The organism is Sulfurimonas sp. NWX367, assembly GCF_039667065.1.
Lineage (GTDB): Bacteria > Campylobacterota > Campylobacteria > Campylobacterales > Sulfurimonadaceae > Sulfurimonas > Sulfurimonas hydrogeniphila.
Window position 1 is genome coordinate 320,299 of sequence record NZ_JALCZM010000003.1, and the last position, 16,199, is coordinate 336,497.

Annotated in this window: 16 protein-coding genes; 5 read left to right on the forward strand and 11 right to left on the reverse strand. The window is 41.5% G+C overall.

All coding sequences use genetic code 11. The features are described 5' to 3' along the window. Positions 1-4 precede the first annotated feature (4 nt). Both MNY28_RS10345 and MNY28_RS10350 read left to right on the forward strand, forming a co-directional pair. Complete coding sequence (locus MNY28_RS10345) at positions 5-2,308, forward strand: copper-translocating P-type ATPase (protein WP_346389794.1); 2,304 nt, start codon at positions 5-7, stop codon at positions 2,306-2,308. A 12-nt stretch (positions 2,309-2,320) separates the two neighbouring features. Then, positions 2,321-2,689, forward strand: a complete 369-nt coding sequence (locus MNY28_RS10350) for a hypothetical protein (protein WP_151899337.1) — start codon at positions 2,321-2,323, stop codon at positions 2,687-2,689. Between the two features lie 3 nt (positions 2,690-2,692). Here MNY28_RS10350 and MNY28_RS10355 read toward each other — a convergent pair whose 3' ends face one another. The 8 genes from MNY28_RS10355 to MNY28_RS10390 all read right to left on the reverse strand — a co-directional run bounded on the left by MNY28_RS10355 (position 2,693) and on the right by MNY28_RS10390 (position 10,386). Further along, positions 2,693-4,093 carry an MBL fold metallo-hydrolase gene (locus MNY28_RS10355; RefSeq protein WP_346389795.1) on the reverse strand — a complete coding sequence of 467 codons (1,401 nt, stop codon included), beginning with the start codon at positions 4,091-4,093 and terminating at the stop codon, positions 2,693-2,695. A gap of 67 nt (positions 4,094-4,160) precedes the next feature. Further along, the gene (gene msrA, locus MNY28_RS10360) at positions 4,161-5,336 is read right to left on the reverse strand and encodes a peptide-methionine (S)-S-oxide reductase MsrA (RefSeq protein ID WP_346389796.1); all 1,176 of its coding nucleotides are present in this window, start codon (positions 5,334-5,336) and stop codon (positions 4,161-4,163) included. After that, complete coding sequence (locus tag MNY28_RS10365; protein WP_346389832.1) at positions 5,333-6,997, reverse strand: GMC family oxidoreductase; 1,665 nt, start codon at positions 6,995-6,997, stop codon at positions 5,333-5,335. Before MNY28_RS10365 ends, msrA begins: the two co-directional genes overlap by 4 nt. A gap of 13 nt (positions 6,998-7,010) precedes the next feature. Continuing rightward, on the reverse strand, positions 7,011-7,499 hold the full coding sequence (locus tag MNY28_RS10370) for a gluconate 2-dehydrogenase subunit 3 family protein (RefSeq protein WP_346389797.1): 489 nt from the start codon (positions 7,497-7,499) through the stop codon (positions 7,011-7,013). Then, positions 7,483-7,674 carry a hypothetical protein gene (locus MNY28_RS10375; protein WP_230973282.1) on the reverse strand — a complete coding sequence of 64 codons (192 nt, stop codon included), beginning with the start codon at positions 7,672-7,674 and terminating at the stop codon, positions 7,483-7,485. Before MNY28_RS10375 ends, MNY28_RS10370 begins: the two co-directional genes overlap by 17 nt. A 69-nt stretch (positions 7,675-7,743) precedes the next feature. Continuing rightward, a complete protein-coding gene (locus MNY28_RS10380) occupies positions 7,744-9,438 on the reverse strand; it encodes an FMN-binding glutamate synthase family protein (protein WP_346389798.1) in 1,695 nt (564 codons plus the stop codon). A gap of 60 nt (positions 9,439-9,498) precedes the next feature. Then, complete coding sequence (locus MNY28_RS10385) at positions 9,499-9,939, reverse strand: DoxX family protein (RefSeq protein WP_151899332.1); 441 nt, start codon at positions 9,937-9,939, stop codon at positions 9,499-9,501. A 162-nt stretch (positions 9,940-10,101) separates the two neighbouring features. Next, positions 10,102-10,386: a hypothetical protein gene (locus MNY28_RS10390; RefSeq protein WP_151899331.1), complete on the reverse strand. Its 285-nt coding sequence runs from the start codon at positions 10,384-10,386 to the stop codon at positions 10,102-10,104. Positions 10,387-10,531: 145 nt separating this feature from the next. On the opposite strand from MNY28_RS10390, the gene MNY28_RS10395 reads away from it, so the two are divergent. Continuing rightward, positions 10,532-11,416 (forward strand): DUF234 domain-containing protein, encoded by an 885-nt coding sequence (locus MNY28_RS10395; protein WP_346389799.1) that lies wholly within the window; start codon positions 10,532-10,534, stop codon positions 11,414-11,416. Positions 11,417-11,418: 2 nt separating this feature from the next. After that, entirely contained in the window at positions 11,419-11,958 is a 540-nt protein-coding gene (locus MNY28_RS10400) for an alpha/beta hydrolase (protein WP_346389800.1), read from the forward strand. Positions 11,959-11,963: 5 nt separating this feature from the next. Here the strand turns inward: MNY28_RS10400 and MNY28_RS10405 are convergent, their stop codons facing one another. Further along, positions 11,964-12,191 (reverse strand): hypothetical protein, encoded by a 228-nt coding sequence (locus MNY28_RS10405; protein ID WP_346389801.1) that lies wholly within the window; start codon positions 12,189-12,191, stop codon positions 11,964-11,966. A gap of 80 nt (positions 12,192-12,271) precedes the next feature. Here MNY28_RS10405 and MNY28_RS10410 point away from each other — a divergent pair, with 80 nt between their 5' ends. Beyond that, positions 12,272-14,104: an ABC-F family ATP-binding cassette domain-containing protein gene (locus tag MNY28_RS10410; protein ID WP_346389802.1), complete on the forward strand. Its 1,833-nt coding sequence runs from the start codon at positions 12,272-12,274 to the stop codon at positions 14,102-14,104. On the opposite strand, the gene dbpA is transcribed toward MNY28_RS10410, so the two are convergent. Beyond that, positions 14,101-15,459, reverse strand: coding sequence for an ATP-dependent RNA helicase DbpA (gene dbpA, locus MNY28_RS10415; RefSeq protein ID WP_151899326.1), 1,359 nt, complete (start codon positions 15,457-15,459; stop codon positions 14,101-14,103). The genes MNY28_RS10410 and dbpA overlap by 4 nt on opposite strands. Before the next feature lie 27 nt (positions 15,460-15,486). Beyond that, the gene (locus MNY28_RS10420; protein ID WP_346389803.1) at positions 15,487-16,146 is read right to left on the reverse strand and encodes a response regulator transcription factor; all 660 of its coding nucleotides are present in this window, start codon (positions 16,144-16,146) and stop codon (positions 15,487-15,489) included. Positions 16,147-16,199: the final 53 nt, after the last annotated feature.

The window sequence follows — 16,199 nt, forward strand, 5'->3', positions numbered from 1 at the left end:
TATTATGAGTGAAAAGAAAACAGAAGAAAACACAGAAGAAGAAAATATATACTGTATTGATGATTCCTGTGAAATAGGCAATGTATTTTATACCTGTCCTATGCATCCGGAGATTCACCAGGACCATCCCGGAAACTGTCCAAAATGCGGCATGACCCTTGAAAAAGAGGTTGAGGCACTGCCGACGATTAAGACACAGTACACCTGTCCCATGCATCCCGAAATCATCCGTGATGAACCGGGAAACTGCCCTATATGCGGTATGCATCTTGAACCTGTCACCGTACAGGCCGAAGAGAAAAACGAAGAACTTGACGATATGAGCCGCCGCTTTTTGATAAGCACCGTTTTGTCAATTCCTTTGTTTGCCCTGGCAATGGTTCATGACATTACTCCGCAGTATATTCCCTCCTGGCTGAGTGCGCAATTAGTACAGTGGATTGAATTTGTTCTGGCAACGCCTGTTGTACTTTGGGGTGGCTGGCCTTTTTATGTCAAAGGCTACCAGTCGGTAAAAACATGGAACCTCAATATGTTTACACTCATTTCCATGGGTGTGGGAGCCGCCTATCTTTACAGTATCGTGGCTCTTTTCTTTCCTGAAATTTTTCCGCCTTTAATGCACACAAAAGAAGGTGTTGTCCCTGTTTACTTTGAAGCAGCAGCCGTCATTACCACCCTTGTTCTTTTAGGACAGGTGCTGGAACTGCGGGCAAGAAGCAAAACAAACACAGCCATCAAAACACTTCTGAATCTTGCGCCAAAAAAAGCGCATAGAATTATAGATGAAGAAGGAAATGAAGAGGAAGTAAATCTCGAACTTGTACATGTAGGTGACAAACTAAGAGTAAAACCGGGAGAAAAAATTCCTGTTGACGGCATTGTTATCGAAGGACAAAGCAATATTGACGAGTCTATGATTACAGGAGAACCTGTTCTTGTGCAAAAAACAGTAGGCGATACACTCATAGGGGCTACCATCAATAAAAACGGCACCTTGGTTATGCAGGCGACAAAAGTAGGCTCGGATACGATGCTTGCACAGATTGTCCAGATGGTAGCACAGGCCCAGCGCTCCCGTGCACCGATCCAACAGCTTGCCGACACAGTGTCAAGTTATTTTGTACCTGCAGTTGTCATTTCAGCGGTACTTGCTTTTACAGGCTGGTATATCTGGGGACCGTCTCCGCAACTGGCGTATGCCGTTGTCGCTGCCGTTTCTGTTTTAATTATTGCCTGCCCGTGTGCCCTCGGCCTTGCTACACCGATCTCAATTATGGTAGCAACCGGTCGTGCGGCACTCTCGGGTATACTGATTAAAGATGCAAAAACACTTGAAACGATGGAAAAAATAGACACTCTCGTAGTAGACAAAACAGGAACACTGACTCTTGGAAAACCAAAAGTGACCGATTTTCTCACTGCACCCGGCTATGATACGCAAGAGCTTATAAAATATGCTGCTTCACTTGAGCGTGCCAGTGAGCATCCTCTTGCACAGTCTGTTATAGACTATGCAAAAGAGTCAAATATTTCACTTATCAATGTAGACAATTTTGAAGCGGTGCCCGGCAAAGGAGTCATTGCCAAAATTGACGGTAAAAAAATAATTCTGGGCAGTGAAAAACTTCTGCAGGAACAGGGTATCTCCATCGAGGAGGTCCAGACAAAAGCAGATGCCATGCGCAATGATGCAAAAGGTATTATTTTTATGGCAATAGATGATAAATATTGTGCAATTATTGCGATAGAAGACCCTATAAAAGAGACTTCTGTTGAAGCTGTACACACCTTGGAAAAAGAGGGCATAACAGTTGTCATGCTCAGTGGAGACAATGAATTTACAGCCAATGCTGTTGCCAAAAAACTTGGCATTTCAAAAGTATATGCCAATGTCCTGCCAGACGGCAAGGCAGATGTTGTAAAAGAGCTCCAAAGTAATGGAGCACGCGTTGCTATGGCCGGTGACGGCATTAATGATGCTCCGGCACTGGCACAGGCAGATGTCGGAATTGCCATGGGAACAGGTACAGATGTGGCTATTGAGAGTGCGGGAGTCACTCTTATAAAAGGCGATCTGCTGGGTATTGTAAAAGTACTGCGGCTCTCTCGCGCCACAATGCAAAACATCAGACAAAATCTCTTTTTTGCTTTTGTGTACAACAGCGCCGGCGTCCCGATTGCGGCAGGTGTACTCTATCCGTTCTTTGGGATTGTACTCTCCCCTATTATTGCCGCAGCAGCTATGAGTTTCAGCTCTGTTTCTGTTATTGCAAACGCACTGCGTTTAAAAAATGTAAAACTGTAATCAGGAGGTATAATGAAAATTGTTTTACTGACGCTCAGCACTTTTGTACTCTTCATAAGTGCCTGCAGCGATGAGAAAAAAGTTGCCAAATCTTCGGCGCCGGGGATGAAATGCGGCTCCGGAAAATGCGGCGCAAATATGTTTGACGGCAGTGCAGCACTTGTCAAAAAAAAGAAAAATATTTTAGCACAGATGAGACAGGATGATCCGCGTCAAAACTGTGTAAAAAATGCAAAAAGTACAAAAAAAATGTATGATTGTGTAAGAGATCCCAAAACACACATTATGACACTCAAATGCGGGGAAGGCAAATGCGGTGCAGCCATGCCGGCACCCACAATGAAATGCGGTGCAGGGAAATGCGGCGGTTCCATGAAATAGTTCTTAGTCGAGAACTATTTTCTCTTTAAAAGAAACGATATGCGCATCCAGATGCAGTTTTTTATTTAGCATTTTCTTAAAAGCTTTTTGACTCTTGAGTTCTCCATGTACCAAGAAGACTTTTTTCAAATCTTGCATACTTGAGATCCACTCTAAGATTCCGTCTCTGTCCGCATGGGCAGAAAAACCGTTAATTGTATGAATAGATGCCTTGACAACAATATCTTCTCCCAAAACATTGATCCATTTTGCTCCCTCGACGATTTCACGTCCCAAGGTTCCCTCAGCCTGAAATCCTACAAAAATCACGGCATTGCGTTTATCCCAGATTCTGTGTTTAAAATGGTGTGTAATGCGTCCGCCGTTGCACATTCCTGCTCCGGCAATGATGATAGCACGGCTTCTTATATCATTTATGCTTTTTGAGGCTTCAGGTGTTTCTGTATAGACAAGCGAATCAAAATTAAAAACGGTTCCGTCTTCTTGCACATTTGCCTGACATTTGTTTGTCAATTCATTCACATATTTTCGATATACGGCTGTTGCCCGCGTTGCCATGGGAGAATCCAAAAACACTTTACATTTTGGCAACTCTCCGCTCTCATGCATCTCTCTTAAAATACACAGCAACTCCTGCGTACGTTCCACCGCAAATGACGGTATCAGCACATTTCCACGGTTATTGAGCGTTTTTACAATAACCTTTTTAAACTCTTTGATTGTTGCATCAATTGGCTGATGGTCTCTGTCTCCATAGGTTGTTTCAACATACAGACTTTGTGTTTTGTCACATTTGTTTAAATTTGGCATGACAAGGCCGTTATCATTTCCGATGTCACCTGAAAATACAATAGTATGCGAATCACTCTTGTCCATATAAGAGAGTTCGATAAAAGCGGAACCTAAGATATGCCCTGCATTACGGTAGACAAAACTCACACCTTCGCATAAATCATAATATTTGTCATATTCAGGATTGACCCACTCTATACTTTGAAATGTTTTTTCCACATCCAAAGGCTGGTAGAGTGGTTTTGAAAGTTTTTTTTCTCTTCCTTTGCGCAGTGCTTTTCTGTACTTTGTTTGAAAATCTTCACTCATTATTTTCGCACTGTCCATCAAAATAATCTCTGCCAAATCCATTGTGGCGGCAGTTGCATAGATTTTTCCCTTAAAACCCTCTTTGACCAGTTTGGGAATCCGTCCGATATGATCAAGATGGGCATGTGTCACCAAAAGATAATCTATACTCGAGGGTTCAAAGTAAAAGGCCTCTTCGTTTTTCTCTTCATCTTCGCCCTGAAACATCCCGCAGTCTATCATGATTTTCACGCCATCAATTTTGAGGACATGACACGAACCTGTCACCTCTTTTGTTGCACCGTACGATCTCACTGTTGCCATCACAAATCCTTTACATGTAATCTACATGTAACGATTATACGCCAATATTTCTTAAAAATCTGCCAAACTACTTTCTTGGTATAAATTCAAGGACACTTGCATTGATACAAAACCGTTTGCGTCCATCGGGCAAAGGAAAAACATGCCCCAAGTGTATACCGCTTTTTTTTGCAATAATTTCAATCCTCTGCATACCGTAACTGTTGTCCTCTTTTTGTATTGTCGTACCGTCAACCGCCTTGTAAAAACTGAGCCATCCGGTTCCTGAATTAAACCTGTCACGTGTGTCAAACAGCACTTCACCGCTGAGTTTGTCTACAAATACACCCTCAGGCGTATGTTTAAATATATCATACTGTTTGCAAAAGCGGTTATCCGTGCCTTGATTAAACGCCACCTTGTAACTCTCGGAATTTTTACCCAGTTTAAAATCACCCAGGGCTTTATAAAATTCTTTTTCATTCATAAAACCGACATGACCGGCTATTTCTTTTCCATCTTCTATAAAAAGCACAGTAGGCGTTGCATAAAGTTTTGTTTGTATTGCAAAGCCCTTCAAATCACTTGCCAGAACTGTCCGCATCGGCACTTTCCCTTTATAGTTTTTTGCCACCTCTGCATCAAATTTTTCACAATAAGGACAAAAATTAGAACTTTTGATGACCAGAATCTCTTTGCCGCCCAAAGGTGTTACAAAATCATCTTTTGCTTGTTCTTTTTGAAACTTCACCCCTGTCGCATGATTTGGACAGTAGCCGTTGGGATGTTTTTGCAGATAATCCTGATGGTAGGCCTCTGCCGTATAAAAATGCTTCAACGGTTTTATTTCTGTCTGTATTGTACCAAAGCCCTTTTGTCTTAAAAGCTTTTGATACACCTTTTCTGTCTCGTGAGCAATTTTTTCCTGTCTGGGTATTGTGTAAAAAATGGCGCTTCTGTAATTGTTTCCGATGTCATTGCCCTGTCCGTTTGCCTGTGTCGGGTCATGCAGTTCCCAAAAAGATTTTATCAGTGTTTTTGCATCTGTTTTAGAATTGTCATAAACGACTTTGACCGATTCGGTATAGTTGATGATCTTTTTGCCCTCTTTGGTGTAACAGTTTTTCAGTACCTTCTCATAGGTCGGATTGGGATAATTCCCGCCTGCATAACCGGACTCTGCACTGACAACCCCCTGCATATGTTCAAAATGTTTTTCAACACCCCAAAAACATCCTGCTGCAAATACTATTGAGACTATCATGACTTTTCCTTCTTTAATTGTTCTTTGATAACATCCGCCACACGAAATGCGTTTGCATAGATCGTCCATGTGTAGGGAACACTCCCGCCTGTCGGCATAAAAGAGGCATCTGAGACATAGAGATTTGCCAAATCATGGGCTTTGCAGTTTTTATCCAGTACCGATGTTTTGACATCTTCGCCAAACCTGCATCCGCCCGCGACAAGATTTGGAGGCGGTGCAGAAGAGATGGAGTAATCAATCTCCTCACACCCAAGCTTTTGCAACACTTTCACTGCTTTTTGTGCCAAATATTCTCCTACTTCCAGGTCATGCGGATGTCCGTAGAGATTTATAACCCCGACAGGTACACCGTATTTGTCCCTGACTGTATCATCCACACTCACAAAGCATTTATCCGTAGGCAGCCAGTCGTTAAAGACTTCAAAGGTCAGTACTCTTGAGCGTGTTATGCGTTTTTTAATTTTCTTGGCAAGGGCATCACCCCACAAGAGATTTCCGTTTTCATCATAAACTTCCCGCATCACACGGGAAATAATATTTTGATGCTCAAACAAAAAGTCAATCGTTCCGCCTTTTTGCATCTTTGCATTCATTTCAAAATCATACCAGTCCTGCAAAGAACGGTTGAAAAAGACACCGACTTCCATCAGCTCTTTTTGCTGCTGCGGTGTCAGTTTTTCAAAGACAAAGCGTCCGCTGCCGCTGCCGCCTGCAGAAAAAATAAGATTTTTCCCGACTTCGCCGCTGGAGTTTGCCAAACCATTTGGAAAATGCTCGTTTTTAGAATTGAGCAAGAGTCTTGAGGTCTCGATCGCCTGTGCCGCTACAACAAAAATTTTTGCCTGCACAGAGTGTCTGATACCGCGTTTTGTGTAGTAGTACGCCCGTGTCACTTTTTTATCATTGCTTTGAAGTTTGTACACAAAAGCATCTGTAATGATTTTTGCCTTGCATTTTTGCAGTAAGGCAGCACGACCGCTTCCCTTTGCTCCGCTTGCACAGCCGTAACTGCCGCAAAAATTGGAATAGTAACAGGCGTTGCGTCCAAGTGCATTTTGGGACAAGATGGCACGCGGTGTGGGTATCGGGGTATAATGAAGCTCTTTACATGCAAGATCAAACCATTTTGTTACACCGTTTGTCTGCAACTCAGAGTAAGGCAGATCTGTACTTGAGCGCGGTTCAAGATGTTTGTGTTGAACAATTTTCCCGCTCACACCCACAACTTTTTCAACCTTGTCATAATACGGCTCCAAATCTTCATAGCTGATCGCCCAGTCAACAATATTTGCCCCTTTGATCTCGCCGTATACACTCTTGAGTTTAAAATCATTTGGCTTGAGTCTGTGAAAATATCCGCTCATCAGGTTTGAGGAACCGCCCACCATGGAGCCGTTCCAAAAATTCCAGCCCGATGCTTCCCCGTCATAACGGGTAAAACTACCGTCTGCGTTATACTCATTTATAATATGTTTTTGTTCACTCAGCGGCGGAGTAAACATATCACGTCGTGTGACGGCTATTTCATCTTTGTTAAAATCACGCTCTGTATAGTTTTCGCCTTTTTCCAAAACGACAACACTGAACCCGGCATTGGCAAGTTCATAGGCGATTGGTGAGCCGCCTGCTCCGCTGCCGATTATACATACATCAACCATTATATCTCTGCCATTACATGTAAGCCTTTTGCGGTCTGGGTTGTCCGCCTTTGAAATTGAACCATTGCCAACCGGCTTCTTTGTTGTTTCCGCCATATACAGGGTCACCGAGCATTGCTTCAAACATATAGTTCATCACATCATAAACAAAACTCTCTCCCCACTCTGTTTGTGTTATATTCTCAAGAATACTTTGCCTTTGCATTGGCGAAAGCTTTGTATACTCTTGTCTATAGCTTTGAATGGCTTCTTCATTCAGCCATTTCACACCGTTTTTTAAGAAAGTTTTATCCGCATCGCTTATGCGGCTGTGATGAAATATTTTTTGCATGTACGGAGCAGTTTGTATCCCTAAATGCTGTGCCTGAGGGAACAGGTCTTTGTGTAAAAGGGTGAAAGTTTGCAAGGGTGTTGTCACGCCAAAAAGGGTGCATCCGTCCATTAAAAAAACGGCACCGGAAAGAAAACTTGCCTGTAAAAATTTTCTACGAGAAAAGGTCATCAAAAAAAGAACCTTTCTTTTTTGGTTTATAAGAGGATGTCCGTTCATCCACAAAATCAGGATCCCCTTTTTCAAGCATCTCTTTTGAAGGTTTTTGTATATGTTTTTTAGGCTTTTTCTCTTTCACAAAAGTTTGTGTAACTGTACCTGCGGTACTGTGAGGAATACACATCATAGCCTCCTTCTTTTTAATTATTACAACTATTATACTCAAAAAGTGTGTAATAATTGTGTAACAACCTTTTTAGTTTATCAGCATTTCTTCAAAATAACGTTCAACATCCATGTATGTTTTTCCACTGTTGTCTCTGAAAATAAGATTCTCTTTTTCAAGTTGTTTTATATGGTGTAAGCCCATCACAGCGAGCAGGTTTCGTATTCCAAAAAGCAACTGTTCATGATATGATGCAATGTTTCTTGCTTTTTTCTCTATCAAGAAGGAGGCTCTTTTTTTCTTGTCCTGTGTTGCCAGACCGACAGGACAGGCACGACCGTGTGCCCCTGAACACTCCCGTGCTCGGATACATCCGGCACTCATCATAAAAGCTCTTGCTATGGCTACATAGTCCGCGCCCAAACCGAACAGGACAACAGCATCATCAGGTGTCAGTACTTTTTCGCTTGCAATGAGTTTGACTTTTTGTCGTGCGCCTACTCTTCTTAATTCGCTATCTGCTATATAAAGCGCTTTTGCAATATTCATGCCGACACTCATCATCATCTCCAGTGGTGCAGCACCGCTTCCTCCGTCTCCGCCGTCTATGGTAATAAAATCAGGATAGGCATTTGAACCGGCAGCAAGGCGCTGTTGGATAAGATTTGCATACTCTGTAAAATTCTCCTGGGATGAAATCACAAGCTTGATGCCTACCGGTTTTTCAGACAAGGCTTTGAGCCTGCCCGTAAAATCAAAAAGCTCTTCTATGCTGTGTGCAAAAGGAAACTGATTTGGACTGAAAAGATTTTTGTGTGCTTCTACCCCGCGATAATAAGCGATCTCTTCGCTTACCTTGGATGCAAGCAGTTTCCCTCCGGTCTGCTTTGCTCCCTGTGCCATTTTAATCTCTGTCATTTTACAAAAACGCATTGTCTTTTGGTAGCGTTCCTCGCAGAAATTTCCTTCTTTGTCCCGCACACCGTAGAGTCCGCTTCCCATCTGAAAAATAATATCAGGCATATCATCAGGCACCTGTGAAGGAAAAGTACTCATAGGTGCATCCCAGTTAACCCGGTAAAAGACCAATTCCGTTTTATCAAAAAGATAACTGTCAGGAGCAGGAGTTGTCACAACCATATGTTTGTATACCTTTTGTGCAGTGGCCGGGTTGATCAAAAATTTTACAATTCTATACACATTTTTTGCAAAGAAAGTTCCCTCTTGGATTTGAAAAAATTGACACTCTCTTGTATATTTATGGGTATAAAAAAAGTTTGAAGTCAGACTGCCTTCTCCTGTATTGATAGGAAATTTTCCAAGATAAGCCCCTTTGGTAAAAGCACGTGTTCCCTCAGGAGAGATAGCCCCGTCACTCATGGCACTCCGCCCGAGAACAGATCTTGTTGTAAAAGGCTTGGGAGAATCTTCTCCAAAAGTTGCAGAAAAATCATCGCTCACATCTTCTGTATTAAGCACACAGTTGGCATTTTTAATGCCCAGTCTTGCAGTTTTTTGCGGTTGTCCGGGAGAAAAAGAGGCATAGGCGGATTTTCGTTCAGCCGAGTCATATACCCATTTGACCTTGTCAAACGATTCATAAAATTTTTCATCACCAAAATATTGACGCATCGGGTCACGCAGTGCATAAAACAGATACCGCAAACGACCGATTAACGGATAGTTAATCAGCAGCTGGTTTTCCCGTTGAATATACCTGTCATAAATAAATAAAACTATAGAAGTTACAATAAAAAGAATAGTTATTGCCTTAAATAGAAACATCAATATTGGGAATTGGATTTCTCCTATTTCATGCGTAAACCTGAATAATGCTTCCATTGTTTAATTTTTTTCTCCAAAAACAAGTCTGTCCAATGAAAATTTTCCTGCACCAAAAGATAAGAAAAGAAATAAAAATGCCATATAATAGAGTGGGATTTCAAAACCGTTATCACCTGCTGCAAAGCCGTTATGCAGATGGACAGTGACTATGGCCACAATCATTATGATAATCAAAGGAATAGAAATGAGTCTCGTAAAAAATCCTAATGTCAACAACACAACCCCTGTTATTTCTGTACTGGCGGCCATGTAGGCATTCAGTGTCGGAAACGGAATACCCATTGAGCCAAACCACTCTGCAACAGACTTCATATCATTCCATTTCATCATTGCCGGTTCATAAAAACCGTATGCTACCAAGAGTCTTGCAAAAAGCAGACTTAACGGCTGTAGATATTCCCCTAAACGTGAAAACTCAAGATATACCTTTTTCAAATTCATAACAAACTCCTTAAGTTGTATGAAAAATTTTACTGCTTTTGTGTGTAATAAGTGTGTATAATCAGGAAAATTTAATGTTTTTTGGAAGAGAGCGTGTTTTTATGCAAGAGCGTATACGATAATATTCATATAACAGAGGAGGCCTCTGTTATAAAATGCCCGCTAGTTAGCGCCGCACTTTCCTTTGCCGCACTTCATACCGCCTTTTTTCTTTTCCTGCATCTCTTTCTTTTCTTTCATCTCTTTCATGGCAGCACCGCATTTCATGCCCGCTTTTTTCATACCGGCACCGCATTTGGAATCACCCTCTTTTTTCATTGGCTTGTCCATTGAAGATCCGCATTTTCCTGCACCGCATTTCATATCGCCTGCACTCAGTGAAACTGCACCGAGTCCTGTAAAAAGAGCCGCGCCCAAAAGTAAAGCTGTAAGATTTAACCTGTTCATATTGTTATCCTTTGATATTTTAAGTTAGAACAATTGTAGCATAAAATATATTACAATTATTACATTAAAAAATTATACATTTTAAATGTGTAGTATCTGTGTAGTGATTATTTAGTGTATAATTTTATAAAAAAAGGCATTCGCTGTGATTTCAGAAAAACAGACACTCAAAGAAGCATTCAAAATATTTTACAAAGAGCATCCAGGCAAGAGTTTTGAAGATTTGCTGGAAAAATTTGCAATCTTCGGCGGTGTAGGATGGGGCGAGATAGATACATCAAAGCCTTCCTATGAGCTTATAGAGAAACTCATACTCAAAGACTATCACTACATTCGCAATGATATCAGTGAGATTACGGGCGGAGCCCCGCTGTATCATGCACTTTTGAGTGCCGTTGCCATGGGTGACGGCAAAACACATGCAAGCTACAAGCGGGCAAAACTTGAAAAAGAAGTCGGAGACAAAGCAGTAGAGGAGCTTGCAGCAAGAGGGATTATACGTGTCCAAAAGCCCAAAAAAGAGTTTACCTCCTGGGAAAATGATGAAAAACTTGATAACAAACTCTACTTTACAACACCATTTTTACGTTTTTGGTTTGCATTCGTCTCTCCGCTTTTTAAAGGCATTCGTGACGGTGACTACAGCGAAGTAAAAAAACGCTGGCAAAACAGAGAAGCGGAGTTTGCCAATCTGATTTTTACCCAGCTCTCCCATGAGCTTCTCAAAGATATTTTTGCAAACGAGGACCCTGTTGAAGAGATTTCAGGCTACTGGGATAAAGAAGCAGAGTTTGACATCTTTGCCAAAACAGAATCAGGCAAGACAGTTGTCGGCAGTACAAAATATACAAATACAAAAATCAAAAAGAGTGAACTTACTCGCCTGCAGGAGCTTGCAAAAAAAGCAGGCATTCATGCAGATATATTTGTCATTGTCTCAAAAAAGGGTTTTTCCAGTGAACTTAAAGCTTTGAAAGGACAAAATCTGCGTCTGTTAACACTGAAAAACTTTGCCAGACTGGTAGAATAGTCATGGCCAAGAAAGTATTGCTGCTGCATGGCTGGGGAGGAAGCGATTATCCGCACTGGCAAAGCTGGCTTGCGGGAGAGACTGCCAAAGAATACGGCTGTGTCAATTTTTTAAAGTTTTCAAATTTTGATACGCCAAAACTTGCTGTCTGGATGCAGGAGCTTGAATCTGCTCTTGCAGATTTCAAACCAGATATCGTCATCTGCCACTCGCTCGCAAATACCTTATGGTTTCATCTGTGCAATACAAAAAAAATACCCGAAATAGAGAAATTGTACCTTGTCGCACCGCCGAGTCTTACATGTAAGATAAAAGAACTTGAGGAATTTTTTCCAGTATCGGCACCGGCTCAGCTGTTTGCAAAAGAGACCCTGCTTATTGCCTCTACAAATGACCCTTATATGAGTCTGGATGAAGCAAAAGAATTGCAGAAAACTTTACATGTAAAGATAAAAATACTCAACAATGCAGGGCATATCAATACAGACAGCGGATATGGAAAATGGGAATGGATGCGCAAAGAGCTGCAAACTGTTTTATAGCTCTCTTACGCGTAAATATCCAACGACTTTGACTGAGAAACACTCGGTTTTACTTCACTCTTCAACGATGTCTCCAAGACCTGTGCTTTTTTTAAAGTTTCATTGCTCGCCTTGAGTAATGAGGATGTATCACTTTGTGATGAAGAGGAATCTTTGAGTGAACTCGGATCCAGTCTTCCAATCTGAACAGGACTCGGATAAGGTGACTGGAATGTATACTGCGCAATATTCATATCGTCCTCCTTAAGCTGTTTTTCCCAATTATAGCACAAAGCATGTAAAAATTTAATAGACAAGAGTGTAAAATACCTTTATGATTCAATTAACAAATATTTCAAAATCTTTTACCACCCAAGAACTTTTTTCAAACCTCAGCCTCAAACTCAACTCCGGCAACCGTCTCGGGCTTGTAGGACGTAACGGCAGTGGGAAATCGACCCTTTTTAAAATAATTACCGGTGAAGAAGAAGCCGATGAGGGTGAGATTCTCCTGCCAAAAAACTATCGTATCGGCATACTCAAACAGCATCTGAGCTTTAGCGAAAAAACACTGGGAGAAGAAGCGGCACTCGCTCTTGGCGAAGAGATGCAGTATGATACCTACAGAGTGGAAAAAATCCTTTTCGGACTGGGATTTAGTGCGGATGATTTGCAAAAAGACCCGCTCTCTTTCTCTGGCGGTTACCAGATACGCATCAATCTCGCAAAACTTTTGGTCACTGAGCCAAATTTACTGCTTCTGGACGAACCGACAAACTATCTCGATATTGTCTCGCTGCGCTGGTTGCAGACATTTTTAAGAAGTTTTGAGGGAGAGGTTATCCTTATTACCCATGACAGAAATTTCATGGACGGAGTATGCACACATACCGCAGGCATTGTACGAAAAAACATCAGACTTGTCGAGGGAAATACACACAAGTTTTATGCCCAGCTTGCAAGCGATGACGAACTGCACCAGAAACAAAAGCTCTCTCAGGACAGAAAAGTAAAAGAGCTTGAAGAGTTCATCGCCAAAAACAAAGCACGTGCCTCTACGGCCTCGCTTGCACAGTCCAAAGTAAAACAGCTGCAAAAGATGGACAGGCTTGAAGATTTAAACACGGATGCCTCGCTTGCATTTCGATTTAATTACAAAGATACGCCTGCCAAAGTATTGCTTGATGTCAAAAATTTAAGCTTTGGCTACACAGCAGATAAAATACTTTTTAAAGATATCAGCTTCACACTTGCAAAAGGCGAAACCCTGGGCATCATCGGAAAAAACGGCAAAGGGAAATCAACCCTTTTAAACACCATTGCAGGGGAACTCAAACAAAACAGCGGGGAGATTATCTGCAACGCCGCAACTGAAGCTACCCACTTTGGACAGACAAACATTGCCCATTTAAACCCTGACAATACCGTCATGGATGAAATCTACAATGCCAATGCCAAACTCAGTGAAGCAAAAGTCAGAAGTATCTGCGGGGCGATGCTCTTTAGCGGTGAACACGCCGAGAAAAAAATCTCCCTGCTTTCAGGCGGAGAAAAAAGCCGCGTAATGCTGGGACAGATAATTGCCAAAGATGTCAATCTCCTGCTTTTGGATGAACCGACAAACCACCTTGATATGCAAAGTATTGAAGCCCTTACAAATGCCATCAATGCGTTTGAAGGCTCAAGCATCATTGTGACCCACTCCGAAGAGTTACTGCGCCGTGTATGTGACCGACTCATCATCTTTGCAAAAGATGGCGCTGAATATTTTGACGGCGGGTACGACGACTTTTTAGAAAAAATCGGCTGGGATGAGGAAGAGCAGGAAGAAAAAACGAAAACAGTACCAAAATCAAATCACAAAGAAAACAAAAAACTGCGTGCCGAACTTATACGGGAGCGGAACAAACTTGCTTCCCCGCTCAAGAAAAAAGTCGAAAATCTCGAAAACACAATAATGGAACTTGAAGATACACTTACATGTAAACATGAAGAGCTTATAGAAGCATCCAATGCAGGTGACAGCGCCACGCTCATGGAACTTTCAAAAACTGTTTCGGAGATGGAAAAGCAGGTAGAAGAGATGTTTGAAAAACTTGAAGAAGAACAAACCAAACTTGATACAATTTTAGAAGAGTATACTTTAAAAATAGAAGAAGTAAGCTAAAGCACCCAGACGCTGAATTTTCTGTTTTTGATTTTTCCGTTTTTGAGTTTTTTATGGGCTTCGTCTATCAAAGAATTTTCAATTGCCACATAACTTTGTCTGTCGTACAAATCAATTTTACCGATACTTTTTCCCTGCAGTCCGGCATCACCTGTTAAGGCTCCGAGTATATCACCGGCACGGATTTTATCCTTTTTGCCGCCTTCTATGACCAAAGTCACGAACTCTGGTTTCATTTCAAAACCCTGCTCTTTTTTAAGCACAGAGACATCTAAAAATTGATGTTTTTCATCATTTTCATATGGTTCAAGCTTTTGTGCCTCATACTCGTTATACAACGTAATTGCAATGCCCTCTGCCCCTGCCCTTGCAGTACGTCCTATACGGTGCGTATATGTTTCTTGTGTATGAGGCAGGTCGTAATTGACAACCATGCTTAGCTCTTTTATGTCAAGCCCGCGGGCTGCCACATCAGTTGCCACCAAAACGGGACAGGATTTGTTGGCAAACTGTACCAGCACATCATTTCTTTCATACTGTTCCAAATCGCCGTGAATTGCCAGTGCGTCTATTTTGTTCCGCACCAAAGACTCTGCAAGCTCTTTTGCTTCAACTTTTGTATTTGTAAAGACGATTACATTTTGCGGTTTATAGGTAGAAAATATACGAATGAGTGTTTCTGTTTTATGCTCTGTTTGATAAAACTCCTGCTTTATTTTATTTTCTATTTCCTGTGCTGTTGTCTTTACATGTAAAGCATTGCTTTGAAGTTTTTTGCTGATTGCTAAAATTTCATCATCATAAGTGGCGGAAAAAAGCAGCGTCTGTCTTTGCTTGGGCACAAAAGAAAGCACAGCATCTATCTCTTCTATAAACCCCATATCAAGCATTCTGTCTGCTTCATCAAAAACAAGAGTCTTGAGATTGCTCAGATCCAGACTCTCTTTTTGCAAGTGCTTTAAAACACGCCCGGGTGTTCCCACGACAACATGTGCCTGATGTGCCAAAGAGCCAAGCTGTCTGCCAAAAGACTCTCCTCCTGTGAGCATCAAAATTTTAATGTTATGCTGAAACCGTGCAAGACGGCGCAGCTCTTTGGCAACCTGATCGGCAAGTTCACGGGTCGGGCACAATACCAGAGACTGCACACGAAACTTTTTCACATCCAGATGATGCAATAGTCCTATACCAAAAGCAGCTGTTTTCCCGCTGCCTGTTTTCGCCTGTGCAATAACATCACGTCCTTCCAATACAGCAGGAAGTGCCTGAGCCTGAATGGCAGTCATCTGTGTGTAACCGAGTGATTCTATAGTCTGAAGCATTTTTGGAGAAAGCGGAAGTGTAGTAAAGTTCATTGAGTAGTTTCTTTTTTGTAATTATAGCTAAAATGTCAATTTATAGCCAACACCGTACTCCGTTTTAAGATACTGGGCTTTTGTTCCGGTATCGCCTATTTTTTTACGAATATTTTTTATATGGTTATCCAAAGAACGGTGCGAACTGATAGAGGAGAGGGCATTGACAAGTTTTTCCCTCTGCATAACACTGTTTTTGTTTTTGATAAGCAAGGAGAGGAGTCCAAACTCAATAGTCGTCAGATCAAGCTGTTTTTGTTGAAAATAGACATGATTGTTTTTTATTTCAAAGATTTTTTTTTCGTCTTCTGTTTTAATCGCACTGTTTTTTCCAAGCTGTAGCCATATTCTAGCCTCAAGTTCTTCAAGATCCAAAGGTTTTGTCATATAGTCACTCGCTCCGTATCTAAAAGCCAAAAGTTTTTTCTGTGTATCACTGTAGGCACTTGTCACAATAATCGGCACAGAAGAGTGATTTTTAAGACTTTTCAAGACTTCAAACCCGTCAAAATCAGGCAGATTTATATCAAGCAATACAAGATCAAACGGCTCATTTTTTACTTTTGCCACACCATCAGTCGCCGTAAATACAGCCTCAACAAAAAACCCGCAGTCACTCAAATATTCGAAAATAAGTTCCGAAGAGAGTTCATCATCTTCTACAAGTAATATTTTGCCCTTTTGCATGCGTTATCCCAGTTAAATACAGATTTAACAGATTTTAGTGTAATTTTGCTTAG

Excerpts from the sequence above, each read along its gene's own strand:
- dbpA (WP_151899326.1), bottom strand. The coding sequence starts at position 15,459 with ATGAACTTTACTACACTTCCGCTTTCTCCAAAAATGCTTCAGACTATA.
- MNY28_RS10385 (WP_151899332.1), bottom strand. The coding sequence starts at position 9,939 with ATGAATTTGAAAAAGGTATATCTTGAGTTTTCACGTTTAGGGGAATAT.
- MNY28_RS10420 (WP_346389803.1), bottom strand. The coding sequence starts at position 16,146 with ATGCAAAAGGGCAAAATATTACTTGTAGAAGATGATGAACTCTCTTCG.
- MNY28_RS10405 (WP_346389801.1), bottom strand. The coding sequence starts at position 12,191 with ATGAATATTGCGCAGTATACATTCCAGTCACCTTATCCGAGTCCTGTT.
- MNY28_RS10355 (WP_346389795.1), bottom strand. The coding sequence starts at position 4,093 with ATGGCAACAGTGAGATCGTACGGTGCAACAAAAGAGGTGACAGGTTCG.
- MNY28_RS10350 (WP_151899337.1), top strand. The coding sequence starts at position 2,321 with ATGAAAATTGTTTTACTGACGCTCAGCACTTTTGTACTCTTCATAAGT.
- msrA (WP_346389796.1), bottom strand. The coding sequence starts at position 5,336 with ATGATAGTCTCAATAGTATTTGCAGCAGGATGTTTTTGGGGTGTTGAA.
- MNY28_RS10410 (WP_346389802.1), top strand. The coding sequence starts at position 12,272 with ATGATTCAATTAACAAATATTTCAAAATCTTTTACCACCCAAGAACTT.
- MNY28_RS10365 (WP_346389832.1), bottom strand. The coding sequence starts at position 6,997 with ATGGTTGATGTATGTATAATCGGCAGCGGAGCAGGCGGCTCACCAATC.
- MNY28_RS10380 (WP_346389798.1), bottom strand. The coding sequence starts at position 9,438 with ATGTTTCTATTTAAGGCAATAACTATTCTTTTTATTGTAACTTCTATA.
- MNY28_RS10375 (WP_230973282.1), bottom strand. The coding sequence starts at position 7,674 with ATGATGTGTATTCCTCACAGTACCGCAGGTACAGTTACACAAACTTTT.
- MNY28_RS10345 (WP_346389794.1), top strand. The coding sequence starts at position 5 with ATGAGTGAAAAGAAAACAGAAGAAAACACAGAAGAAGAAAATATATAC.
- MNY28_RS10390 (WP_151899331.1), bottom strand. The coding sequence starts at position 10,386 with ATGAACAGGTTAAATCTTACAGCTTTACTTTTGGGCGCGGCTCTTTTT.
- MNY28_RS10370 (WP_346389797.1), bottom strand. The coding sequence starts at position 7,499 with ATGACCTTTTCTCGTAGAAAATTTTTACAGGCAAGTTTTCTTTCCGGT.
- MNY28_RS10400 (WP_346389800.1), top strand. The coding sequence starts at position 11,419 with ATGGCCAAGAAAGTATTGCTGCTGCATGGCTGGGGAGGAAGCGATTAT.